The organism is Pseudoxanthomonas sp. LH2527, assembly GCF_022539275.1.
Lineage (GTDB): Bacteria > Pseudomonadota > Gammaproteobacteria > Xanthomonadales > Xanthomonadaceae > Pseudoxanthomonas_A.
On sequence record NZ_JAKZBW010000026.1, the window covers coordinates 41,717 to 64,144 of the forward strand.

Genomic DNA, 22,428 nt, shown 5'->3' on the forward strand with positions numbered 1-22,428 from the left:
ATGACCTGCACCGTGCTGTCGGTGCCTTGCGTCACGGGCACATGCTTCGTCTGTTTCGCCGCGCTGCTCGCGCGGACCCGCCTGGAGAAGGTATTCTGGCGCCCGTTTCCGGACCCCTGTTTCCCCTTTGCCCTGGCCGCCAGGCGGCCCGGCTTGATTCAGTGTTCGGCCATAGCAGACAAGTAGAGAAGCATTGAAAGCAAACGATCTCCAGATGAAAACGGACTGGCGCTTCGAAGAGAGCGAGCAGCGGCGGCACTATGTCATCGAGCCGTGGCTCGACGGCCGCCGGGTAGGTCGTGCCCATGGCTGGTTCGAGCCCGGCGAGAGTTTCGTGCTGGAGAAGATCGAGATTGATTCAAGACAGCGCTCGCGTGGCTATGGCAGTACGGTGATCGAGCAGCTGCGCCAGAAAGCGCGTGAGAAGGCGTGCCGTGAGCTGGTGATCAACAACGTGCGTTCCAGCAATCACCGGGCCATCTCGCTGTATGAGGCCATGGGGGCAAAAGCCGTCCCGCTGTCGGCAAGCCTCTACGCGTTTGTCATCTCGCCGCCGTAGATCTGATCCTCCAGAACAGGGGCGGTGTAAGTTTTCCGATGGAGTCCCAAGGGTCGGAGAACAATTCCCTCCCTCGTGGAATCACAAGGCCCGCATCAGCGGGCCTTGTTGTTACTGCGGCATCCACGAGTCTGTGGGCCTCAAACCGCCTCGAACCGGTTCGCCGCGACATTCTTCCGCACCTTCGCCGGATCCCAGATCCGACCGTTCATGGCGATGTACACGCCCGCCGGCAGCGACTGTACTGCGCCGATCGCGCAGCCGATGTTGAACTCCGCATCCGAGCCGCGGAAGCGGGCCGGGCTGAGGGCGCCGGTCATCACGATGGTCTTGTCGGTGATCGAGGCCAGCACATGGCCGGTCTGCACCATGCTGTCGGTGCCATGCGTCACCAGCACGTGCCGGGTCGGCTGCGCCGCGATGGTGGCGCGGATCAGCTCGCGGTCCTCGTCGGTGATGTGCAGCGAATCCTTGCGCAGGATCGGGATGACCGTGAAGCGGAACGTCACCCCCAGCTCGCGCAGGATCATGCCGATCTGCGGATCGCCGATCTGGTAATCGGACTTGTCGTCGAAGTAGATCTTGTCGATCGTGCCACCGGTGGTGACGATCAGCAGCTCGTCCATCTCAAGGCTCCTGCCGGCGCTCACGGCGCGCCTGGCGTTGTATCCGGGGGTGTCAGGCGGTACGCCTCGCCGTAGTGCCGGCAGATCATGTCTTCCAGTCCCGGCGAAGGCGGTGCGACCACCACGCGATTATCGCCGCTTTCCCGCAGGAACGTGCATTGCGCGTCCCCGCGACCGTCTTCGTCGTACGTGCTGCCACTGCCGTCCACCTGTGCCCGCAGGTCCCGGTTGCCGTCGTCGAGCGGCAGCGAATGGACGGCATCCAGCTTCCACAGCAGGTAGTTCCAGCTGCAGCAACTGCTGCGCCCGGCCTGCACCAGCCACCCGTCGAGGAACTGCAGCTCGTAGTAGCCGCCGCTGAAGAAATGCTGCAGCGTCCGCGTGGCCGGGTCGATCCGGTAGATATCGCCCTCGCAGTTCGGCCCCGCGCCGCACATGCCGCGGATCTCGACCTCATGCAGGCCGTCTCCGTCCACATCCACCGGCCCGGCGTTGCCCATCGGGGTGTAGGCCGTTTCCTGGTCGACCTCCAAGCGGTCGCAGGTACGCCCGGCATCGCAGGTGAGCTCGGCGATGTGGCGGCGCAGTTCGGGCGAAGGGCATTCGGTCCGCACGGTCAGCACGCTGCCATCGCGGTTCTCCACGCGCGCCGGTTCGACGGGTTCGCACACCGCGTCCTGCGCACCCGCGCACGGCGCCAAGGCGCAGAAGAACAGCGCGACGGCGAAGCGCATCAAGGCTTCCGACCGAAGCGCTTGGCGAATGCCGGCCAGCTGGTGGCCAGCACGATGCCGATGGACAGCACGATGCCCACCCAGGCGAACTTCGCCTTCACCGGATCGGCCCACGCCACCATCACCGCGTGCGAGAACCAGAACAGCGCGAACACGCCGGCCCAGAACGCCGCCGTGCGCCGGCGCGCCATCACCCCGATCATCAACAGGATCGGCGGCAGAGCGAACACCAGCAGCGCCAGCGTGTACTGGCGGTCGCCCCAGAACCACACGGCATACAGGATGGCCAGCAGTTGCAGCAGGCCAGCGAGCAGCAGGCGCGAGCGGTCCATCAGTTCACCCCCAGGCGACGGGCAATATCCGCCACGCGACGGCCGAGCGCGCGGGCGAGCGCGGCTTCTTCCTCGCTGGGCTGCGGATCGTCGTCGCCACCGGCCACGTGGCTGGCGCCGTACGGCGTGCCGCCGGTGCGCGTGCTGCTGAGCTGCGGCTCGGTGAAGGGAATGCCGATGATCACGCAGCCGTGATGCAGCAACGGCACCTGCATCGACAGCAGGGTGGACTCCTGCCCGCCGTGCTGGGTGGCGGTGGAGGTGAACACCGCCGCCGGCTTGCCGACCAGCGTGCCGCTGGCCCATTCGGCGCCCAGGCCATCGATGAAGTGCTTGACCGGCGCGGCCATGTTGCCGAAGCGGGTAGGGCTGCCCAGGATCAGGCCGGCGCAGTCGGCCAGGTCCTGCCTGTCCACGTAGGGCGCGCCGTCTTCGGGCACGGGCGGTGCGGCCTGCTGGGTCACCGCCGCCACCGGCGGCACGCTGCGCAGCCGCGCGGACATGCCATCCACTTCGCCCACGCCACGCGCGATCTGCCGCGCCAGCCGCGCCACGGACCCACCGCGGCTGTAGTAGAGCACCAGGATCTCGGGCATCGGACCGTCTTCATCACCGGGGAAGTGCCTAGTATCGGCGATGTCGCCTCCATGACGCATCGGTTACCCTTCCGCCCATGGAGCCTCTGGACTCGTTGAACCGCTGGACCGAACGCATGCGCGACCGTGCACGCATGGGCACGTTCTTCCGCTTCCTGGCCAAGCGCTTCCTCGACGACCGCCTGTTCCAGGCGGCCGGTTCGCTGGCCTACACCACCCTGTTCGCACTGGTGCCGCTGGCGATGGTGGTGTTCGGCGTGCTGTCGGCGTTCCCGGTGTTCCAGGAATGGAGCGCGCAGCTGCGCGACTACATCTTCGCCAACTTCCTGCCGGGCGCGGCGGTCAGCCTGAAGGCGAAGCTGGACGGCTTCCTGGCCAACACCGGCAAGCTGACCGCGGTGGGCGTGATCGCGCTGGTGGTGTCGCTACTGATCACGCTCAACAGCATCGAGGCCACCTTCAACCGCATCTGGCGGGTGCGCAGTGCACGGCCCAAGCTGTCGCGCTTCCTGGTGTACTGGACCGTGCTGACGCTGGGCGCGCTGATGGCGGCGGCCTCGCTGGCCCTGTCGGCGCGCTTCTATGCCTTGCCGGTGTTCGCCACCGACGGCGGCCGCTGGCTGCAGACGCTGTCGCTGAGCGTGGCGCCGGTGCTGATCGAACTGGCGGCCATCGTGGTGATCTACCGCGTGGTGCCGCACCGGACCATCAAGTGGCGCTACGCCGTGGCCGGTGCGCTGCTGGCGACGGTGCTGCTGGAACTGGCCAAGTGGGGCCTGGGCGCCTATCTCGGCAGCTTCAACACCTACCAGAAGATCTACGGCGCGGTGGCGGCGGCGCCCATCCTGCTGCTGTGGATCTTCCTGTGCTGGGTGGCGGTGCTGCTGGGCGCGTCGCTGGCCTCGGGCATGGCCGCGTTCCGCTACCAGCCGGTGGCGCTGCGGCTGCCGATGGGCTACGAGCTGTACGGCCTGCTGCGCATGCTGGGGCGCTTCGCGCAGGCGCGCGAGAAAGGCAAGGGACTGCATAGCGACCAGATCCTGGCGATGGAGCCGATGCTGACCGACTCGCTGATCCAGCAGATGCTGGGCCAGCTGTCCGAGATCAACCTGCTGCGCCGCGACGAGGAAGGCGAGTGGCTGCTGTCGCGCGACCTGGACGACCTGACGCTGTGCGACCTGTACGAAGCCTGCCAGCTGCGCATTCCGGTCGCCGAAGCGCACCTGCCGTTCCACGACGACGCGCTGGGTCGCGCCGCGCGCGTCGCGCTGGACGACCTGCGCATGCCCTTGCGCGAACTGCTGAAGAAACGCGTCAGCGACCTGTTCACCGAATCCCACCAGGAGCCTGCATGAAGTCCGTTTCCTCCCTGACACTGGCAGCGGTATTGCTGCTGGCCGCATGCAATGCAGGCTCGGCGCCCGCCGACGTGGCGGAGCCGGCGATCGAAGCGCATGTGCAGACCGTGGACCCCGACGCCGAAAAGCCTGCCGACCGCACGGCGGAGGTGCCGGTATTGCAGGTCAAGACGCTCGATGGCGCCGACTACACGCTGGCCGCACGGCGCGGCAAGTGGGTGGTGGTGAACTTCTGGGCCACCTGGTGCGCCCCGTGCCTGAAGGAGATGCCCGACCTGTCCGCGCTGGACAAGGACAACGAGCACATCGAGGTGATCGGGCTGGCCTACGAAGAGATCGAAGCCGACGACCTGAAGGCCTTCCTGGAGGAACGGCCGGTGGTGTATCCCATCGCCATTCTCGATGTCTACAACCCGCCGGCCGACTTCGCCACGCCGCGCGGCCTGCCGCTCACCTACCTGATCGCGCCGGACGGCAAGGTGGCCAAGCAGTTCCTCGGCCCGGTGACGGGCAAGGAGATCGAGGCCGCCATCGCTGCCGCGGGCGGTCCGCAAGCGAAGGCGTGATGGCGGCGGCGCGCTTCCTGGTCAGCGGCAAAGTGCAGGGCGTGTTCTTCCGCGCCTCCACCCGCGAGCGTGCGCTGGACCTGGGACTGTCGGGTCGTGCGACCAACCTGCCGGATGGCCGCGTGGAGGTGATCGCTCATGGCGATGCCATTGCGCTCGGCGCGCTGGAGGAATGGCTCCGCCACGGGCCGCCCTCGGCCCGCGTGGACGAGGTGGCGCGCAGCGACTGGAAGGGGGCCGTCAACGACGGTTTCGTGACTGGCTGACGCCATCTTCGTGGCGGCAGAAGAAGGGAAGCGGCCCTTCGGCCGCTTCCCTTCCGCCGCGTGCGGTTACTCCAGTCCCGCACTCATCGTCTTGGCCAGTGTGCCCTGCGCATCGTCGCCGCTGAGCTCCCAGAAGAACGCGCCACCCAGTCCCTGCACCTTGGTGTAGTTCATCTTCTCGGTGATGATCGCCGGGTTGTCGAACGACCAGAACGTGGTGCCGTTGTAGATCCAGTGCGCGCGCGCGACCGGATCGATGAAGCTGGGCCAGGCCAGGTTCTTCAGCACGCGGTAGTCCTCGTTGCCCGCTTCGTACGTGCCCGCGGCAGCGCTGCCGGTCTGGTACAGGCCGTTGTTGACGTTCGGCACATTGGTCCAGCCACGGCCGTAGAAACCGATGCCCAGGTTCAACTTCGACGCCGGCACGCCCCGCTGCAGGAAGGCCTCGACCGCATCATTGCTGTTGTAAAGGCGGATGTCGCCGGTGGAAGGATCGTTGGGCGAATCGAACAGCGCCGAATGATGGTTTGTGCGTGGTTCCCACGTGCCGTGGAAGTCGTAGCTCATGATGTTGATGAAATCCAGGTGCTGCGCGTACTGGCCCGGATCGGTGGCGGCGATCTTGTCGACGCCGGCACCCACCGCCACGGTGAGCAGCAGGCCGGGACGCACCGCGTTGAGCTGGCGGCGGAACTCGGCGAGCAGCGCGGTGAAGTTGGCGCGGTCCTCCGCCGACCCGCAGCTGAGGCCGCAGGCATTGGGGTATTCCCAGTCCAGGTCGATGCCGTCGAACACGCCCAGCGCCGCGCCCGTACCGCCCGCACCGTCGGTGACGGGCAGGTTGCCGCGGATGTAGGCGTCGATGCACGAGGCCACGAACGCCTGCCGGTTGGCGGGCCTGGCGGCCTCGGCGAAGCCACGCGACCACGTCCAGCCGCCCAGCGAGATCAGCACTTTCAGGCCGGGATGCTTGGCTTTCAGTTCCCTCAACTGGTTCCAGTTGCCGCGCAGCGGCTGGTCCCAGGTATCGGCGACGCCATCGACGCTTTCGGCCGCGCTGAAGGCCTTGGTGTAGTCGGCGAATGCGTCGCCGCCGGCGCCGGTGGCCTCGTTGGTGGGTTGGGTCACGCCGACCTCGCAGCGGTTGTTGCGCACGTTGCCGAAGGCGTAGTTGATGTGGGTGAGCTTGGCGGCGGTACCGCTGGTGTCGATGTTCTTCACCCGGTAGTTGCGTGCGTAGATGCCCCACTGCACGAAGTAGCCGAGCAGCCGCTTGCTGCCGCCGCCTCCGGACGTGGTGCTGCCGGTGATGGCCGCGCTCTGTGCCGATGCGTTGCCGGCCGCGTCGCGCGCGCGGACGGTGAAACTGTAACTGGTGGCAGCGGCCAGTCCGCTCACGGTGTAGGCAGGGCCGCTGGACGACCCGGCGAGTGCGCCATTGCGGTAGACGTCATATCCGGCCACGCCGGTGCCGCCACTGTTGTCCGTGGAGGCGTTCCACGCCAGCGAGATGCTGCTGCCGGTCTGGCCGACCACGGCCAGATTGGCGGGCACCGACGGTGCGACGCTGTCGCTGATGGCCGATGTCGTCACGCTGATGGCGCCGCTCTGTGCGGAGGCATTGCCGGCATTGTCGCGTGCGCGGACCGTGAAGCTGTACGCGGTGCTGGCCGACAGTCCCGTGCTGGTGTAACTGGTGCCGGTGGCCGAGCCCGCGAGCGAGCCGTTCCGGTAGACGTCGTAACCGGCCACCCCGCTGCCACCGCTGTTGTCGGTGGAGGCATTCCATGCCAGCGACACGCTGGACGCGGTTTTCGATGGCGAGTTCAATCCGCCCGGTACGCTGGGCGCGACGGTATCGGAGGCCGTGCCCACGGTGATCGTCGCGGTGGCCGACTGGGCGGTCGCGCCGCCGTTGTCGGTGGCGACCGCGCGGAAGGCATGGCTGCCGGCGGTCGCGTTGCTCCAGCTGACCGTGTACGGCGATGCGGTATCCACGCCGAGTGACGTCGTGCCGCGGAAGAATTCCACGCGCGCGATGGTGCCGTCGCTGTCGCTGGCGGTGGCGCTGACGGTCACCGTGCTGCCGGTGGCGACCGATGCGCCATTGGCGGGTGCCGTCAGCGTGACGCTGGGCGGCTGGTTGCTGCCGGTGCCGCACGCGCCCAGGTCCTGGTACCAGCCGCAGCTCGTGCAATGCGTCGGTGGTGCGTTCCAGATCTGGATCTTCGCTTCGTACAGCCGGCTCTGGTACACCAGCCTGTCGCCAGGGTTGTAGATGGTGGACGACGTCCACGCGGGTATGCCGCTGCAGCTGACGGTCTGCGCGTAGGCGCTGCCGCTGGCGGCCATCGCCAGTGCGCCGATCAGCCAGTAGGTTCTGCCCAATCTCCTCAACATGATCACTCTCCCATAGCCTTGCGTAAGGTGGAGGTCGCGGACTGCAGGGCAGTCCCCGTCGTGCCGGGTAGTGCGGTGTGGGGTGGACGGTTCGCATCGGATCCGCCGGATGCCGGTATGCCGCATGCACGCATGAACCGATGTGATGCAGTTGGGCTATCGCAATTGTTGGCGCTGCAATGGCTGTGTCGTGTTGGTAAGCAGACGGAACCTGCCGGCGTGCGACATGCCGTGCGTCAACTGTGGAGACGTGTACGCGCGGCGCGCATCATCGCGCGCGCGTTCACGCGGGCGGCGCACGGACACGCGGTGACCGCACGATGTCCCGTGGCGACCTGTCGATGGCGTGCCGGGTGCGACGCTGGTCGTCGTTGTCTGGCGTGTGCATGCCCTGTCCGCACCGGCGTGAAGAGGCCGGTTCGCTGTCAGTGACGACGCGGCCGACGGTTCGTCCGCCAACGGGATGTCGGGCAGCGGGCCCGGCAGTTCGCAGGGCAGGATCGGGCGGTCGTCGCGCGGTCGTCGACGTGCGTTCGCGTCGATGATCCGCGCAGGGCGCTGCGGCCGGTGATGCAGCCTCAGGGTTCGCCGGACTGCTGCAGGCGCAATGCCCGAGCGGCCTGTTCCTCGTCCAGCGGCGGGGGGCGTGCGATCACCTCTTGCCGGGGTTCCTTCCAGCCCGGGATCTTGCGTGCGCCGCTCTGGATGCCTTTCGCCGCCAGTCCGGCCAGCACCGGCACGATGCCGCCGTTCTTGCCCAGTTGCTCCAGGCTGGTCGGTTCCTTCCAGCTGCGGTCGAAGATGGTGGGTTCGACCTCGACCGGATTCTCGAAGCGGTAGAGGTCCACCACTTCCTCCGGCTCGGGCCGGACGGTCAGGGTTTCCAGCGTCGTCGCATCGGCGTTGTCGGATGCTGCAGCGGCGTCCTGCGCCATCGCGCGCGATGCGGCCAGCCACAGTGCGGCCATCAGCGGCAACCGCATGCGTCAGCCGCCGTGGTGCGGCTTGATCGGCTTGAGCACGCCGTAGCGTTCCTTGTGCAGCTTGCCCTTGAGCGGAGGCAGGCCCAGCGGTTCCAGCGGCACCTGCGTATCAGGCAGGCGGTCCAGCAGATCGCGGATCAGGGTGAGGCGGCCGATGCGCTGGTCGTTGAAGTCGACCAGCGTCCATGGCGCGTGCTTGGTATGGGTGGCCTTGAGCATGCTTTCGCGCGCGGCGGTGTAGTCGGCGTACTTCTCGCGTGCCTTCAGGTCGATCGGCGACAGCTTCCAGCTCTTCAGCGGTTCTTCGGCGCGCTCGGCGAAACGCTCTTCCTGCTGCGCCTGGTCCACGCACAGCCAGTACTTGAACAGCAGGATGCCGTCGTCGGTGATGCCGCGCTCGAACACCGGCGCCTGCTGCAGGAAGCGCGCGTGCTGCTCGTCGCTGCAGTAGCCCATCACCTTCTCCACGCCGGCGCGGTTGTACCAGCTGCGGTCGAACAGCACGATCTCCCCGGCCGCCGGCAGGTGCGAGATGTAGCGCTGGAAATACCACTGCGTGGCTTCGCGCTCGCTGGGCTTGGGCAGCGCCACCACGCGGCACTGGCGCGGGTTGAGGTGTTCGGTGATCGCGCCGATGGCGCCGCCCTTGCCGGCGGTGTCGCGGCCTTCCATCACCACCACGATGCGCGCACCGAAATGCGAGGCCCAGCGTGCCATCGCGGCCAGCTCCAGTTGCAGCGGCTTGAGGCGGGCTTCGTATTCCTTGCGCTTGAGGGCTTTCATCGCGGCATCCTGTGCGGTGTGGGAAGGGGGTCAGCGCTTGCGGCGGGCGGTGTGGCCGGCCATGCCGCGGGCGACTTCGAGCAGTGCGCCCTGCTGGCGGGTGTTGAGCGCGCGGTAGGCGGCCAGCAGGTCGTGTTCGCCCTGCGTGCGGGCGGGGTCCAGCGTGGTCGCCAGTTCCGACAGCAGGGCACCCGCCGGAACACCGAACGCACGCGCCAGCGCGGCGAGCTGGTCGCCGCCGGGCAGCTTCTCGCCGGCGAGCCAGGATTTCACCGTGGCCACGCCGGCACGCGGGATGGCGGCGGCGAGGTCGGCGGCGGTCAGGCCACTGGCCTTGGTGAGCAGACGCAGGGTGGCATCGAGTGACATCGCGGGCGCTCCTTGGCTCATTCCTTCAGGCGGGGACGCAGCGTCGCCAGGTTGCAGGGGCGCGTGCGTGCGTCGAGTTGCGCGCGGATGATCTTCTCCCACGCCGTGCGGCAGGCCGAGGTGGAGCCGGGCAGGCAGAAGAGGAAGGTCTGGTTGGCCAGGCCGGCGAAGGCGCGCGACTGCAGTGAGGAGGTGCCGATCTCGTCCACGCTGACATGGCGGAAGAGTTCGCCGAAGCCGGGCATTTCCTTGTCCAGCAGCGGCAGCAGCGCTTCGGGCGTGGAGTCGCGGCCGGTGAAGCCGGTGCCGCCGGTCACCAGGATGCCGTCGACGTCCGGATCGGCGATCCATTGCGAGACGCATGCGCGCAACCGGTAACGGTCGTCGGGCAGCAGGGCGCGGTCGTGCAGGTGGTGGCCTTCCTGCGTCAGCGCTTCGGCCAGGTAATCGCCGGAACGGTCGTCGGCGAGGCTGCGGCTGTCGGACACGGTCAGCACGCAGAGGCGCAGCGGGATCAGGGCATCGGCATGGCTCATGCGCGCAGGGTAGCGCAATCGCGGGTCAGTCGAGTGGCGCGGGCGGCAGGCCCGCGCGGTGCCGGTCCGCCATGCGCCGGGCGATGTCGGCAAAGCCTTCCGCGAAGCGCGGCATGTCGAACAGCGGTGCGTCCGCGCGTGCGTTCTGCAGGCGCGTGCGCAATGCCGTGCGCGCGGCGGCATCGTGGCCCAGGCGGATCGCCGTGGCGACGAACGCGTCGTCATCGGCCACGTTCATGTCGTCCAGGCCGAGATGATGGTTGAGGCTGCCGGCCACGCGCGCGGCGAACGTCGTGCCGGGGCAGGTCAGCACCGGACAGCCTGCCCACAGGGCGTCCGACGCGGTGGTGTGCGCGTTGTACGGATGCGTGTCGAGGAACAGGTCGGCATGCCGGTAGCGCGCCAGATAGTCCGCATGCGGCTGCTTGCGCATGAACACCAGCCGCGCCGGATCCACGCCGTGCGCCCGTGCCGCCGCGCGCAGGCGATCGTCGGCAAGACCAGGCCCGGACAGCAGCCACAGCACGCTGCCTTCAACGCCGGCGAGCACGCGCAGCATCCGCGTCATGCTGCGTGGATTCATCTTGTAGCTGTTGTTGAAGCAGGCATAGACCACGCCGACAGCAGGCAGCCCGCAGGCTTCGCGTGACGGAGGCGTGTCGACCGCGCGACGGGTGTCCGACGGCTGGAAGGCGCCGGGCAGCCAGGCGACCGCTTCGCTGTAGGCCGGCGCCAATGTAGCGGGCAGGGCGAAGCGGTCTGCCAGCACGTAGTCGATCCAGGGCGCACCCGACGTGCCGGGATAGGCCAGCCAGTTGACCTGCACGGGCGCGGGCCGCATCGCCAGCACTTCCGGCGTGCCGCCGCCACCCCAGCCGCGCAGGTCGTACAGCACGTCGATGCGCTGATCGCGGATGGCCTGCGCGATGCGGGCGTGCGGTTGTCCGGACAGGTCGTGTAGTTGTGTCGCTGCCTTCAGCCGTTGCCGGATCGGACTGCCATCATCGGGCGTGAGCGCGAACAGGTGCGCGGCCCCCGCGTCCTGCACCTTCAGGGCTTCGAAGAACGCCACCGTCAGCAGCCCGGTGGGATGCGCGCCGAAGCCGTTGGACAGGAAGCCGAGGCGAAGCGGCGCGTCCACCGATGCGCGCGAGGCAGGCGGCAGCGGTCGGATCACCGACGCCAACGCCTGCGCACGCTGACGCGCGCAGGCCAGCTGTTCGTCCGCGCTGGCGTCTTCGCTGAGGAAGGCGAACGGTTCCACGACTCCGTTGCCTGCGCGGACGGCGCGACGCACCTGTGCCGACAGGGCATCCAGCTCGCGCCAGTCGCACAGCTTGCGGCGCCAGTTCAGCAGGTGCGCGGCGAACATCGGCTCGTCCGGCACCAGCCGGTAGGCGTGTTCGTAGGCCTGTGCGGCCGCTTCGGCTTCACCGGCATCTTCCAGTGCATGGCCCAGCCACAGCGCGATGCCGGGATGCTGCGGCGCCTGCGCGGCGGCCTCGCTCAGCGTCTGCGCGGCCTGCACGTGGCGCCCCGACAGCCAGTGGCTGCGGCCGAGCCGGGCGAGGGCTTCGGGATGGCGGGGACGGAGATTCAACGCGCGCTCGGCGGCGCGCTGCCCGGCTTCGGCATCACCGTGGTCGAGTTCGGCATCCGACAGCATCACCCACGCGATGAAGTCGTGCGGGGCTTGCTGCACCCGCTGCCGCAGTTGTGCGCGTTCGTCGCGCGGGTCTTCAGCGGCCATCGCGATTTCCGGGGCCAATGCCGCAGGTGCTGGGTGCAGGGGGAGAGGTCGCGGCGATCATGCGTGCAGCCTAGCGACGGGCGACCGTGCGCGACAAGTCGCGGATGCCAGGACTCCCGACTGTGGAAGCGACGTCAGTCGCGAACAAGGCATCACTGTCGCGACTGACGTCGCTTCCACAATGAGTACGACAGCCTCCAAGGGTACGCTCAGAGCGGCAGGCGGAAGCGCAGCGTGCCGTCGTACGCGGCCCAGCCCATCGCGCGGTACAGCGCCTGTGCGTTGGCGTTGTCGTGGTCGGTTTCCAGTTCCAGCCGCAGCGCGCCATCGGCGCGGGCGAAATCAGCGGCCGCCGACAGCAGGGCGCGGGCCACGCCGTTGCGGCGTGCGCCTGGCGTCACGAACAGGTCGTTGAGTGTCCAGACGCGCGCCGCGCTGACCGACGAGAACGTGAGATACAGCTGGGTGAAGCCGACGGCTCGCTCGTCGATCCACGCCAGCAGCACGACGGATTCGTCGCGTTCCATGCGGGCGCGGATGAAATCGCGCGCCAGCGCCAAGTCGGAGGGCTGGCCGTAGAAGCCGCGGTACTGGTCGAACAGGGCGGCGACGACGTCCAGGTGCGTCAGTCCGGTGCGGCGCACGATGGGATTCATGCGGCCTCCGTCAGCCGCGCCAGTTCATCCGCCAGGTGCTCGCGACTGAGCCGGTCGATCAGTTCGTCCAGGTTGCCCTGGATGATGTTGGGCAGGTCGTACAGGGTCAGGCCATCGACGCGATGGTCGGTGATGCGGCCCTGCGGGAAGTTGTAGGTGCGGATGCGCTGGCTGCGGTCGCCGCTGCCGACCTGCAGCTTGCGCGTCTCCGCCTGGGCGGCCTGCTGCTTGCTGCGCTCGGCATCGAGCAACTGCGCCTTCAGTCGCTTCATCGCCTTGTCGCGGTTGGCGTGCTGGCTGCGCTCTGTCTGGCATTCCACCACGACGCCACTGGGCACGTGGGTGATGCGGATGGCGGACTCGGTCTTGTTGACGTGCTGGCCGCCCGCGCCCGAAGAGCGGAAGGTGTCGACCTTCAGGTCGGCGGGATTGATGACGATGTCGTCCACTTCGTCCACGTCGGGAATGATCGCCACCGTCGCCGCCGAGGTGTGGATGCGGCCCTGCGATTCGGTTTCGGGCACGCGCTGCACGCGATGGGTGCCGGATTCGAACTTGAGCCTGGAATAGGCGCCGCGACCGACGATGCGCGCCACCACTTCCTTGTAGCCGCCGTGTTCGCCGGGGCTGTCGGATTCGATCTCCACCTTCCAGCCCTGGCGCTCGGCGTAGCGCGCGTACATGCGGAACAGGTCGCCGGCGAAGATCGCGGCCTCGTCGCCGCCGGTGCCGGCGCGCACTTCCAGGAACAGGTTGCCCTCGTCGCGGTTGTCCTTGGGCAGCAGCAGCAACATCAGTTCGTCGTCGAGTTGCGCCAGGCGCTGCTGGGCGGCGGCGATCTCCTCGTCGGCCAGTTCGGCCAGTTCCGGATCGCCGCGCATCGCCTGCGCGGCGGCCAGGTCGGCCTGCGCGCGCTTCTCTTCCGCCATCGCGGTGGCCACCGGTTCGAGCTGCGAGAACTCGCGCGAGAAATTGCGGAAGCGCTCGCTGTCGCCGATCACGCCGGGATCGGCGAGCAGGCGTTCGAGTTCTTCCCGGCGTTCGGCCAGCGCTTCGAGCTTACGGCGCAGCGTCGGCGTCATCGTCTTTCTTCAGATGGGAAAAGGGCGGCTGCGCGGGGAACAGGCGGTCGGCGGCGCGCGCCAGGTCGGCATCGCCGCTCATCGCGGCCTCGCGCAGGGCGGCGGTCGGCGGATGCAGCAGGCGGTTGGTCAGCGTGTGGGCGAGGAATTCGAGCACCTGCTCCGGTTCGCGGCCGTTGGCGAGCTGCTGGCGGGCTTTCGCCAGCACGTCCTCGCGGGTGGATTCGCCCAACGCACGCAGGCGCTTGAGCGGCTCCTGGCGCGATCCGGCGAGCAGGCTTTCCATGAAACGGCCGACCTGCACGTCGATGATCGCCTCGGCGGCATCGGCGGCTTCGCGCCGGCTGCGGCGGTTGTCCTCGACCGCGCGCTCCAGGTCGTCGACGGTGTAGAGATAGGCGTCACGCAGCTCGGCCACCGAGGCCTCGATGTCGCGCGGCACGGCCAGGTCGAACAGCAGCATGGGCTTATGCTTGCGCTTGGCCAGCGCGGCGGCGACCTGGGCCTGCAGCACGACGGGTTCGCGCGCGGCGGTGGCGGAAAACACCACGTCGGCTTCGGCCAGGTGCCGTTCCAGTTCGGTCAGGGGGAGGGCGTAGCCACCGTGGCGGGTGGCCAGTTCCTGCGCATGCGCCAGCGTGCGGTTGGCGACCAGCAGCCGGCGCACCTTGCCTTCGCTCAGGTGCTTGGCGGCCAGTTCGATGGTTTCGCCGGCACCGACCAGCAGCACGGTGGATTCGCTGAGACGAGCGAACGAGTTCTGCGCCAGCCGCACGGCGGTGGAAGCGACCGACACCGGATTGGCGCCCACCCGCGTGTCGGTGCGTGCGCGCTTGGCCACGGCGAAGGTCTGCTGGAACAGGCGGTCCAGGCGGTTGCCCAGCGCGCCGTGCTCCCGTGCCGTGGCCCAGGCGTCCTTCACCTGGCCCAGGATCTGCGGCTCGCCCAGCACCATCGAGTCCAGTCCCGTGGCCACCCGAAACAGGTGGCGCACGGCGTCGGCATCGCTGTGCCGGTAGAGATAGCCTTCCAGGCCGTCGGCATGGGTGGCCAGCCAGCTCGCCAGCACGTCGCCGTCCTCGGCCACCGCATACAGCTCGGTGCGGTTGCAGGTCGACAGCAGAGCGGCCTCGACCACGTCGGGCAGCGCACGCAGCGACGACAGCGCGTGCGGCACCGTGCCGGCGTCGAACGCCACCCGTTCGCGCAGGTCGACCGGCGCGGTCTGGTGGTTCAATCCGAGGACCCACAACGTCATCGTTCAGGCGCTTGCAGTAAGCTGCTGGCTCATATCAGGGCCGCCATTTTACGGCCGACGTGACGTTCATGCCCGAAATGATTCGCAGCTGGATCGCCGTGCTGGTTTTCGCGCTCGCCGCACCGTCCGCCATCGCCGCGTCCGCGGCCTCGCCGGCGGACACGCGGGACGATGCACTGGCCACCGTCATGGCGGGTGAGTTCGCCCTGCAGGCCGGTCAGTTGCCGGAAGCGGCGCGCTGGTACCTGGATGCGGCCAAGCGGGGCGACGATGCCGGACTCGCCGAGCGCGCCACCCGGATCGCGCTGCTGGCCAAGGACGACGCCCGGGCCGCCGAAGCGCTGGCGCTGTGGCGGGCCCGTTCCCCGCGCACGCTGGCCCTGCGTGGTGCCGAGGCGACGCTGGCGCTGCGCCAGGGACAGGCGCGCATCGCACGCCGGGAACTGGCCGCGCTGATGAAGGATGCCGATGACCGCGGCTGGCGGTATGCGCTCGCGGCGCTGGGCAGCGGCGGCAAGGATCCGGCGCTGGCACCGCGGCTGTTGAAGGAACTGGTGGACGACGGCGCCATCCCGAACAAGCTGCAGCCCTGGCTCGGCTTTTCCGTGCTTGCCCAGCAACTGGACCAGCCGGCCCTGGCCGAGCGCATGGTCGGCGACATGGTGAGGCGCTTTTCGGGCGAGCCGCTGGTCGCGTTGCTGCAGGCGAGCCAGTTGCTGCAGGCCGACCGCAAGCAGGAGGCGCGCACGGTGCTGGATGGCCTGCTGCCGAAAGCGGCGACCGATCCCGCCCTGCGGCTCAAGCTGGCCGAGGAATACGACCGGCTGGGCGATCCGGCGGCGGCCTCGCGCGCCATGGGGCAGGGGCCGCAGGACACGCTGACCTACGGGCTGCGTGCGCAGCTGCTGGCCAAGGCCGACGACAAGACGGCACTGGCTGCCCTGTACGAAGAGCTGAAGCGCGCTGGCGCGGACCAGCCGACCCAGTACAGCCCGGATCGCCGTCTGCTGCTCGGGCAGATGGCCGAATTCCTCGAGCGCCACGAAGAGGCGCTCACCTGGTATCGCAGCGTGCCGGCGGGCGAACAACGGGCCGAAGCCCGCCTGCGTGCGATCAAGACGCTGTTCGACCTGAAGCGCAACGACGAGGCCTTCGCCGACGCCCGCACGCTGCAGGGCGACGCCAGCGTGGAGGACGGCACGCGCCGCGACGCCTACCTGATGGAAGCGGAGCTGCGCCAGAAGGACGGCCAGGACGCGGGCGAGCTGGAAGTTTTCGCGCGTGGTCTGGCGGCCTATCCGGACGATCTGGCGCTGCTGTACTCGCGCGGACTGGCCTGGGAACGGCGCGACCGCATCGACCATGCGGAAGCCGACTTCCGCCGCATCCTGGTGATCGAACCTGACAACGTGGCCGCGCTCAATGCGCTGGGTTACACGCTGGCCGACCGCACCACCCGCTACCAGGAGGCGCTGGAGCTGATTGATCGCGCGCGCACCGCGGTGCCGGACGACGCCGCCATCATCGACAGCTATGGTTGGGTGCTGTACCGGCTGGGCCGTCATGCGGAGGCGCTGGTCGAGCTGCGGCGGGCATTCACGCTGCAGAAGGACCCCGAAATCGCCGCCCACGTGGCCGAAGTGCTGTGGGTGATGGGGCAGAAGGACGAGGCGCGCCGCTACTTCGAGGAAGCGCGCAAGCTTGACCCCGACAACCGCTCGCTGCTGCGGGCGCTGGAGAAGACAGGCGCATGAAGGTTTCCGGATTCCTGCTGGCGGGGCTGGCGGCCCTGTCGATGGCCGGCTGCGCCACGCGCGGCCCGGCGGTGGATTCGCCCGCCCTGCGCGATCCGGAAGCGCTGGCGGCGGCGCAGGCCGGCCAGGCCACCCGCTCAGCGTGGTTGGCGTCGCAGCCAGACTGGTCGTTCGCGGGCCGGGTCGCGGTCAACGCCAACGGCAAGGGCGGCAGTGGCCGCCTCGACTGGCTGCAGGCCGGCGCGACCTATCGGGTCGCCCTGAGCGCCCCGATCACCCGGCAGAGCTGGCGCCTGAGTGGCGACCTGCCCACCGGCGCCGCGCGCCTGGAAGGCCTGGAAGGCGGTCCGCGCGAGGGTGCCGATGCCGATCGCCTGCTGCGCGAGGCCACCGGCTGGGATATCCCGGTCGCCTCGATGGTGCACTGGGCCCGCGGTGTCGCCGATCCGGCGATGCCGGCCGACGGCATCGAGTTCGACAACGAGGGTCGCTTGCGGACCCTGACGCAGCAGGGCTGGCGGGTGGATTATCTGGACTGGTTCCCGGCCGAAGGCGCCCAGCCGGTCATGCCGCGACGGATGGAGGCGCGCCGGCAGGGCGCGACGGTGAAGGTCGCCGTTGACCAGTGGCAACTGGCGCCGCAGTGAGCGTCTTCCCGGCCGACGAGGGCTGGTCGGCCTGGCCGGCGCCGGCCAAGCTCAACCTGACCCTGCAGATCGTGGGTCGCCGCGAGGACGGCTACCACCTGCTGCAGACCGTGTTCCGGCTGCTGGACTGGGGCGACACCCTCCACCTGCGGCCGCGTGCCGATGGCGATATCAGGCGACTGGGGGAGTCCGCACCCGGCGTCGCCGAAGCCGATGATCTCGTCATCCGTGCCGCCAAGCTGCTCAAAAAAGAAGCCAATGTCGCCGAAGGTGCGGACATTGGCATTGAAAAATGCATTCCTGCCGGAGGCGGCTTCGGTGGTGGCTCGTCGGATGCCGCCACCGTGCTGGTCGCCCTGGATCATCTGTGGCGCTGCGGGCTGGGGCCGGATCGCCTGGCGGCCCTGGGGCTGCAGCTGGGGGCGGATGTGCCTGTCTTCGTGCGTGGTGAGAATGCCTGGGCCGAGGGCGTGGGCGAGAGATTGACCCCGCTGGCGCTGCCGCCGGCGGCATATCTGCTGGTCGATCCCGGCGTCCACGTGCCCACGGCGGCACTTTTCGCATCACAGGATTTGACGCGTGATGCTGCACCCGCGAAAATATCGGACTTCGTTTCGGGATCACTGCTCGGCAACACGTTCGAGCCGGTCGTGCGTCGCCGGGAGCCCGCCATCGAGGCGGTCTTCCAGGCCCTTGCGCACATCGGTACGCCACGTTTGACGGGTTCCGGCGGCGGCTGCTTCGTGGAGTTCGCTGACCGGGCCTCTGCCGAGGCTGCGTTGGCGACCTTGCAGTCCGGGCTGCGTGCCTGGGTGGTGGAGGGCGCCGCGCGATCGCCACTGCTGCGCGCGCTGGAGCAGGTTCGCGGGACGGAGAAAAACGCCTAGGGGCGTCGCCAAGTGGTTAAGGCACCGGGTTTTGATCCCGGCATTCGTAGGTTCGAATCCTTCCGCCCCTGCCAACTCATCAGTTTCACGCCGCGCCTGCCGAGACGACCCATGCAAGACGAACGCAACCTGCTTGTCTTCTCCGGCAACGCCAACAAGCCGTTGGCGAACAGCATCTGCCGCGAGCTGGGCGTGCGGCCGGGCAAGGCGCTGGTGTCGCGCTTCTCCGACGGCGAAGTCCAGGTCGAGATCCAGGAGAACGTCCGCCGGCAGGAAGTCTTCGTCGTGCAGCCCACCTGCGCGCCGAGCGCGGAAAACCTGGTGGAACTGCTGGTCCTGATCGACGCGCTGAAGCGCGCCTCGGCCAGCAGTGTCACCGCGGTGGTGCCGTACTTCGGCTATGCCCGCCAGGATCGCCGCATGCGCTCCTCGCGCGTGCCGATCACGGCCAAGGTGGCGGCGAAGATGTTCGGTGCCGTCAGTGCCGACCGTGTGCTGACGGTGGACCTTCACGCCGACCAGATCCAGGGGTTCTTCGACATCCCGGTCGACAACGTGTACGCCTCCCCGCTGCTGCTGGCCGACATCTGGCGCGCCTACGGCACGGAGAACCTGCTGGTCGTCTCGCCCGACGTCGGCGGCGTGGTCCGCGCCCGCGCGGTGGCCAAGCGCCTGGATGACGCCGACCTGGCGATCATCGACAAGCGCCGCCCGCGCGCCAACGTGGCCACGGTGATGAACATCATCGGCGACGTGGAAGGCAAGGACTGCGTGCTGGTGGACGACATCGTCGACACCGCCGGCACGCTCTGCGCCGCGGCGGCCGCGCTCAAGCAGCACGGCGCCAACAAGGTGGCGGCGTACTGCACCCACCCCGTGCTCTCCGGCCCGGCGGTGGACAACCTGAACAACTCGGTGCTCGACGAACTCGTCGTCACCGATACCATTCCGCTCTCGCCGCAGGCGCAGGGCTGCAGCAAGATCCGCCAGCTGTCGGTGGCGGAACTGCTGGCGGAAACGATCCGCCGCATCGCCTTCGGCGAGTCGGTCAGTTCGCTGTACGTGGATTGAGAGCCGGGATTCGTGATTGGGGATTCGTGATTCGCCAAAGCCAATGCGCTTGCCAATCACGAATCCCGAATGCCGAATCCCGGCCTTCCCAGGACTCTTCTGGTCGCGGAAGAGTCGTCAAAGCCGCCGTGAGGCGGTTCATTCAACCTAGGTAGTGAAGCAAATGGCTAAGACACATGAAATCAAGGTCGAGCGCCGCGCAGACGAGGGTAAGGGTGCGAGCCGCCGCCTCCGTCACGCGGGCACCGTGCCTGCCATCGTCTACGGTGGCGAACTGAAGCCGGTCAGCATCCAGCTGAACCACAACGAGGTCTGGCTGGCCTCGCAGCACGACTGGTTCTACTCGTCGATCCTGGACCTGAGCCTCAATGGCGACATCCAGAAGGTGCTGCTGCGTGACATGCAGCGCCACCCGTTCAAGCAGCAGATCATGCACCTGGACTTCCAGCGCGTGAACGAGAACGAGACGCTGCGCACGGCCGTGCCGCTGCACTTCCTCAACGAAGACAAGTCGCCGGCCGGCAAGTCCGCCGAAGTCGTGGTCACCCACGAGCTGAACGAAGTCGTCGTCGAGTGCCTGCCGAAGGACCTGCCGGAGTTCATCGAGATCGACCTGGCCGACCTGGCCATCGGTGCGGTGATCCACCTGTCCGACGTCAAGCTGCCGGCCGGTGTGGTCATCCCCGAGCTGAAGCTGGGCAAGGAACACGACGTCGCCGTCGTGATCGCCAAGCACGGCAAGGAAGAGGTCGAGGAAGCTCCGGCCGAGTCGGCCGAAGTGCCGGCCGCCAAGGTCGCCAAGAAGGACGACAAGTAATCGCGTGAGCCTGCGCCCGCTCCGGCGGGCGCAGGTGCGCGGTGCGTCCCCATGGCAGGCTTGCGCCTCATCGTCGGACTGGGCAATCCCGGTACCGAACATGCCCGAACCCGGCACAACGCCGGGTTCCATTTTGTCGACGCCCTGGCGGAGCGGCAGGGTGAGCGGTTCGGGCTGGACAGCAAACTGTTCGGCGAGACGGCCAAGGTCGTGGTCGCCGGTCAGCCGGTGTGGCTGCTGAAGCCAGCCACCTACATGAATCTCAGCGGCAAGTCGGTCGCGGCGGCGCTGCGTTTCTGGAAGATCGCCCCGGAAGAGGCGCTGCTGGCGCATGATGAGCTGGACTTGGCGCCCGGCGCGGCGCGGCTCAAGTTCGATGGTGGCCACGGCGGCCAGAACGGCCTGCGCGACACCATCCAGCACCTGGGTCATGGCAAGTTCCACCGGCTGCGGATCGGCATCGGCCACCCCGGTCACAAGGACCGGGTGACCGGCTGGGTGCTGGGCAAGCCGGGCAAGGACGACGAAATCCTGATCGCCCGCGCGATCGACGACGCGCTGGACGTGTTGCCGCTCGCGGTGGCCGGCAACTTCATGGACGCGATGACGCGGTTGCACACGCCGAGTAAATAGGGAATGGGGAATGGGGAATCGGGAGCTGCGTCGCTTCCCATTCCCCATTCCCGATTCTCCATTCACGGATTCTAGACATGGGCATCAAATGCGGCATCGTGGGCCTGCCGAACGTCGGCAAGTCCACCCTGTTCAACGCGCTGACCAAGGCGGGCATCGCCGCGGCCAACTTCCCGTTCTGCACCATCGAGCCGAATGTGGGCGTGGTGCCGGTGCCCGATCCGCGCCTCAACCAGTTGTCCGAGATCGTCAAGCCGCAGAAGGTCATCCCGACGGCGGTCGAGTTCGTCGATATCGCCGGTCTGGTGGCGGGCGCCGCCAGTGGCGAGGGCCTGGGCAACAAGTTCCTGGCCCATATCCGCGAAGTGGATGCGATCACCCACGTGGTGCGCTGCTTCGAGAACGACGACGTCATCCACGTCAACAACCGCATCGACCCGCTCTCGGACATCGACACCATCGACACCGAGCTGGCGCTGGCCGACCTGGAGAGCGTCGAGAAGGCGCTCAACCGCGCCGAGCGCTCGGCCAAGCAGGGCGAGAAGGATGCGATCGCCCGCAAGCCCGTGCTGCAGAAGCTGCAGACCGGCCTCAACGACGGCAAGCCGGGCCGCGCGCTGGGCCTGGACGAGGAGGAGAAGGCGCTGGTCCGCGACCTGTTCCTGCTGACCCTGAAGCCGGTGATGTACGTGGCCAACGTGCTGGAGGACGGGTTCGAGAACAACCCGCACCTGGACGCCGTGCGCGCCCGCGCCGCGACCGAGGGCGCGCAGGTGGTACCGGTCTCGGCCGCCATCGAGGAGGAGTTGTCCCAACTGGACGACGCCGACCGGGATGCGTTCCTGACCGATCTGGGCCTGGACGAGCCGGGCCTGAACCGGGTCATCCGGGCCGCCTATACCTTGCTGGGCCTGCAGACGTATTTCACCGCCGGCGTGAAGGAAGTGCGTGCCTGGACCGTCAGGGCCGGCTCGACCGCGCCCCAGGCGGCGGCCGTGATCCATACGGATTTCGAGAAGGGCTTCATCCGCGCCGAGACCATCGCCTTCGACGACTTCCTCAAGTACAAGGGTGAAGCCGGTGCCCGCGATGCGGGGCGCCTGCGGCTGGAAGGCAAGGAATATCGTGTGCAGGAAGGCGACGTCCTGCATTTCCGGTTCAACGTCTGAGAAAAAAATGTGTCCGGCGCGTTGACAGACGGGTCGGTACCCGCCAAAATCTCGGGCTGTTTCACCCTGGTTTGATTTGGCCCCCGGCCCAGTCAGTCCGGTGATCCCGGAGGGATACCCAAGCGGCCAACGGGGGCAGACTGTAAATCTGCTGGCTTACGCCTTCGGTGGTTCGAATCCACCTCCCTCCACCAGTTTTCGTTGTTGTTTGGCGTTGTAGTGGTCTCCCGGTGCGGGAGTAGTTCAATGGTAGAACTGTAGCCTTCCAAGCTACTAGTGCGGGTTCGATTCCCGTCTCCCGCTCCACTGAACATCCGTGCAGGATCTGCGGCAACCCAGGCGACACAACCGGTTTCACGCTCACGTAGCTCAGTCGGTAGAGCACCTCCTTGGTAAGGAGGAGGTCGAAGGTTCGATTCCTTTCGTGAGCACCACTTCCATCCATTGATCCACTCGAGAACCAGCAGCCATGGCAAAGGGTAAGTTCGAACGCACCAAGCCCCACGTGAACGTGGGCACGATTGGTCACGTTGACCACGGCAAGACGACGCTGACGGCGGCGCTGACGAAGATCGGCGCGGAGCGTTTCGGTGGCG

At 68.0% G+C, this 22,428-nt stretch carries 25 protein-coding genes and 4 tRNA genes; 16 read left to right on the plus strand and 13 right to left on the minus strand.

Annotated elements, in window-relative coordinates; genetic code table 11:
- The first annotated feature begins 214 nt into the window (after positions 1-214).
- Complete coding sequence (locus MMG85_RS14190; RefSeq protein WP_241046612.1) at positions 215-559, plus strand: GNAT family N-acetyltransferase; 345 nt, start codon at positions 215-217, stop codon at positions 557-559.
- A gap of 140 nt (positions 560-699) precedes the next feature.
- Here the strand turns inward: MMG85_RS14190 and MMG85_RS14195 are convergent, their stop codons facing one another.
- The 4 genes from MMG85_RS14195 to wrbA are packed head-to-tail and all read right to left on the minus strand — an operon-like array spanning position 700 to position 2,847.
- Positions 700-1,185 (minus strand): asparaginase domain-containing protein, encoded by a 486-nt coding sequence (locus MMG85_RS14195; RefSeq protein ID WP_241046613.1) that lies wholly within the window; start codon positions 1,183-1,185, stop codon positions 700-702.
- Positions 1,186-1,205: 20 nt separating this feature from the next.
- Positions 1,206-1,919 (minus strand): hypothetical protein, encoded by a 714-nt coding sequence (locus MMG85_RS14200; RefSeq protein ID WP_241046614.1) that lies wholly within the window; start codon positions 1,917-1,919, stop codon positions 1,206-1,208.
- Complete coding sequence (locus MMG85_RS14205) at positions 1,919-2,251, minus strand: DUF2069 domain-containing protein (RefSeq protein ID WP_241046615.1); 333 nt, start codon at positions 2,249-2,251, stop codon at positions 1,919-1,921. The genes MMG85_RS14200 and MMG85_RS14205 overlap by 1 nt, the downstream gene beginning before the upstream one ends.
- The gene (wrbA, locus tag MMG85_RS14210; protein WP_241046616.1) at positions 2,251-2,847 is read right to left on the minus strand and encodes an NAD(P)H:quinone oxidoreductase; all 597 of its coding nucleotides are present in this window, start codon (positions 2,845-2,847) and stop codon (positions 2,251-2,253) included. Before wrbA ends, MMG85_RS14205 begins: the two co-directional genes overlap by 1 nt.
- A 77-nt stretch (positions 2,848-2,924) precedes the next feature.
- On the opposite strand from wrbA, the gene MMG85_RS14215 reads away from it, so the two are divergent.
- Genes MMG85_RS14215 through MMG85_RS14225 form a run of 3 tightly spaced genes read left to right on the plus strand, consistent with a single transcriptional unit; the run spans position 2,925 to position 5,037 of the window.
- Positions 2,925-4,202 carry a YihY family inner membrane protein gene (locus MMG85_RS14215; RefSeq protein WP_241046617.1) on the plus strand — a complete coding sequence of 426 codons (1,278 nt, stop codon included), beginning with the start codon at positions 2,925-2,927 and terminating at the stop codon, positions 4,200-4,202.
- Entirely contained in the window at positions 4,199-4,771 is a 573-nt protein-coding gene (locus MMG85_RS14220) for a TlpA disulfide reductase family protein (protein WP_345778856.1), read from the plus strand. The genes MMG85_RS14215 and MMG85_RS14220 overlap by 4 nt, the downstream gene beginning before the upstream one ends.
- On the plus strand, positions 4,771-5,037 hold the full coding sequence (locus MMG85_RS14225; protein WP_241046618.1) for an acylphosphatase: 267 nt from the start codon (positions 4,771-4,773) through the stop codon (positions 5,035-5,037). The genes MMG85_RS14220 and MMG85_RS14225 overlap by 1 nt, the downstream gene beginning before the upstream one ends.
- Positions 5,038-5,103: 66 nt before the next feature.
- Here MMG85_RS14225 and MMG85_RS18550 read toward each other — a convergent pair whose 3' ends face one another.
- The 9 genes from MMG85_RS18550 to hemA all read right to left on the minus strand — a co-directional run bounded on the left by MMG85_RS18550 (position 5,104) and on the right by hemA (position 14,854).
- Entirely contained in the window at positions 5,104-7,437 is a 2,334-nt protein-coding gene (locus MMG85_RS18550) for a glycosyl hydrolase family 18 protein (protein ID WP_345778857.1), read from the minus strand.
- A 578-nt stretch (positions 7,438-8,015) separates the two neighbouring features.
- Positions 8,016-8,420, minus strand: a complete 405-nt coding sequence (locus MMG85_RS14240) for a hypothetical protein (RefSeq protein WP_241046619.1) — start codon at positions 8,418-8,420, stop codon at positions 8,016-8,018.
- 3 nt (positions 8,421-8,423) lie between these two features.
- Positions 8,424-9,203 carry a polyphosphate kinase 2 gene (ppk2, locus tag MMG85_RS14245; protein WP_241046620.1) on the minus strand — a complete coding sequence of 260 codons (780 nt, stop codon included), beginning with the start codon at positions 9,201-9,203 and terminating at the stop codon, positions 8,424-8,426.
- A gap of 30 nt (positions 9,204-9,233) precedes the next feature.
- Positions 9,234-9,572 carry a helix-turn-helix domain-containing protein gene (locus MMG85_RS14250; protein WP_055940720.1) on the minus strand — a complete coding sequence of 113 codons (339 nt, stop codon included), beginning with the start codon at positions 9,570-9,572 and terminating at the stop codon, positions 9,234-9,236.
- Positions 9,573-9,589: 17 nt separating this feature from the next.
- Positions 9,590-10,108, minus strand: a complete 519-nt coding sequence (gene moaB, locus MMG85_RS14255; protein ID WP_241046621.1) for a molybdenum cofactor biosynthesis protein B — start codon at positions 10,106-10,108, stop codon at positions 9,590-9,592.
- Positions 10,109-10,133: 25 nt separating this feature from the next.
- Positions 10,134-11,858: a tetratricopeptide repeat protein gene (locus MMG85_RS14260; RefSeq protein WP_241046622.1), complete on the minus strand. Its 1,725-nt coding sequence runs from the start codon at positions 11,856-11,858 to the stop codon at positions 10,134-10,136.
- Between the two features lie 209 nt (positions 11,859-12,067).
- Positions 12,068-12,514, minus strand: a complete 447-nt coding sequence (locus MMG85_RS14265) for a GNAT family N-acetyltransferase (protein WP_241046623.1) — start codon at positions 12,512-12,514, stop codon at positions 12,068-12,070.
- Positions 12,511-13,596, minus strand: coding sequence for a peptide chain release factor 1 (prfA, locus tag MMG85_RS14270; RefSeq protein WP_241046624.1), 1,086 nt, complete (start codon positions 13,594-13,596; stop codon positions 12,511-12,513). The genes MMG85_RS14265 and prfA overlap by 4 nt, the downstream gene beginning before the upstream one ends.
- Positions 13,574-14,854, minus strand: a complete 1,281-nt coding sequence (gene hemA / locus MMG85_RS14275; protein ID WP_241046625.1) for a glutamyl-tRNA reductase — start codon at positions 14,852-14,854, stop codon at positions 13,574-13,576. Before hemA ends, prfA begins: the two co-directional genes overlap by 23 nt.
- A gap of 68 nt (positions 14,855-14,922) precedes the next feature.
- Between hemA and MMG85_RS14280 the strand changes: the two genes are divergently transcribed.
- From MMG85_RS14280 to MMG85_RS14335, 12 genes are all read left to right on the plus strand, one after another.
- Positions 14,923-16,608, plus strand: coding sequence for a tetratricopeptide repeat protein (locus MMG85_RS14280; RefSeq protein ID WP_241046626.1), 1,686 nt, complete (start codon positions 14,923-14,925; stop codon positions 16,606-16,608).
- Positions 16,605-17,255, plus strand: coding sequence for a lipoprotein insertase outer membrane protein LolB (gene lolB / locus MMG85_RS14285; protein ID WP_241046627.1), 651 nt, complete (start codon positions 16,605-16,607; stop codon positions 17,253-17,255). The genes MMG85_RS14280 and lolB overlap by 4 nt, the downstream gene beginning before the upstream one ends.
- Entirely contained in the window at positions 17,252-18,142 is an 891-nt protein-coding gene (ispE, locus tag MMG85_RS14290) for a 4-(cytidine 5'-diphospho)-2-C-methyl-D-erythritol kinase (protein WP_241046628.1), read from the plus strand. Before lolB ends, ispE begins: the two co-directional genes overlap by 4 nt.
- Positions 18,141-18,216, plus strand: a tRNA-Gln gene (locus MMG85_RS14295). Before ispE ends, MMG85_RS14295 begins: the two co-directional genes overlap by 2 nt.
- 37 nt (positions 18,217-18,253) lie before the next feature.
- Positions 18,254-19,213, plus strand: coding sequence for a ribose-phosphate diphosphokinase (locus MMG85_RS14300; RefSeq protein WP_055940747.1), 960 nt, complete (start codon positions 18,254-18,256; stop codon positions 19,211-19,213).
- A 163-nt stretch (positions 19,214-19,376) separates the two neighbouring features.
- Positions 19,377-20,030 carry a 50S ribosomal protein L25/general stress protein Ctc gene (locus MMG85_RS14305; RefSeq protein WP_241046629.1) on the plus strand — a complete coding sequence of 218 codons (654 nt, stop codon included), beginning with the start codon at positions 19,377-19,379 and terminating at the stop codon, positions 20,028-20,030.
- 51 nt (positions 20,031-20,081) lie between these two features.
- The gene (gene pth / locus MMG85_RS14310; protein WP_241046630.1) at positions 20,082-20,663 is read left to right on the plus strand and encodes an aminoacyl-tRNA hydrolase; all 582 of its coding nucleotides are present in this window, start codon (positions 20,082-20,084) and stop codon (positions 20,661-20,663) included.
- 77 nt (positions 20,664-20,740) lie between these two features.
- Positions 20,741-21,832 carry a redox-regulated ATPase YchF gene (gene ychF / locus MMG85_RS14315; protein WP_241046631.1) on the plus strand — a complete coding sequence of 364 codons (1,092 nt, stop codon included), beginning with the start codon at positions 20,741-20,743 and terminating at the stop codon, positions 21,830-21,832.
- Positions 21,833-21,940: 108 nt separating this feature from the next.
- Positions 21,941-22,026 (plus strand) — tRNA-Tyr (locus MMG85_RS14320).
- 38 nt (positions 22,027-22,064) lie between these two features.
- Positions 22,065-22,138, plus strand: a tRNA-Gly gene (locus tag MMG85_RS14325).
- A 52-nt stretch (positions 22,139-22,190) separates the two neighbouring features.
- Positions 22,191-22,266 (plus strand) — tRNA-Thr (locus tag MMG85_RS14330).
- Positions 22,267-22,301: 35 nt separating this feature from the next.
- On the plus strand, positions 22,302-22,428 hold a 127-nt coding region (locus tag MMG85_RS14335; protein WP_049472805.1), incomplete at its 3' end, for a GTP-binding protein.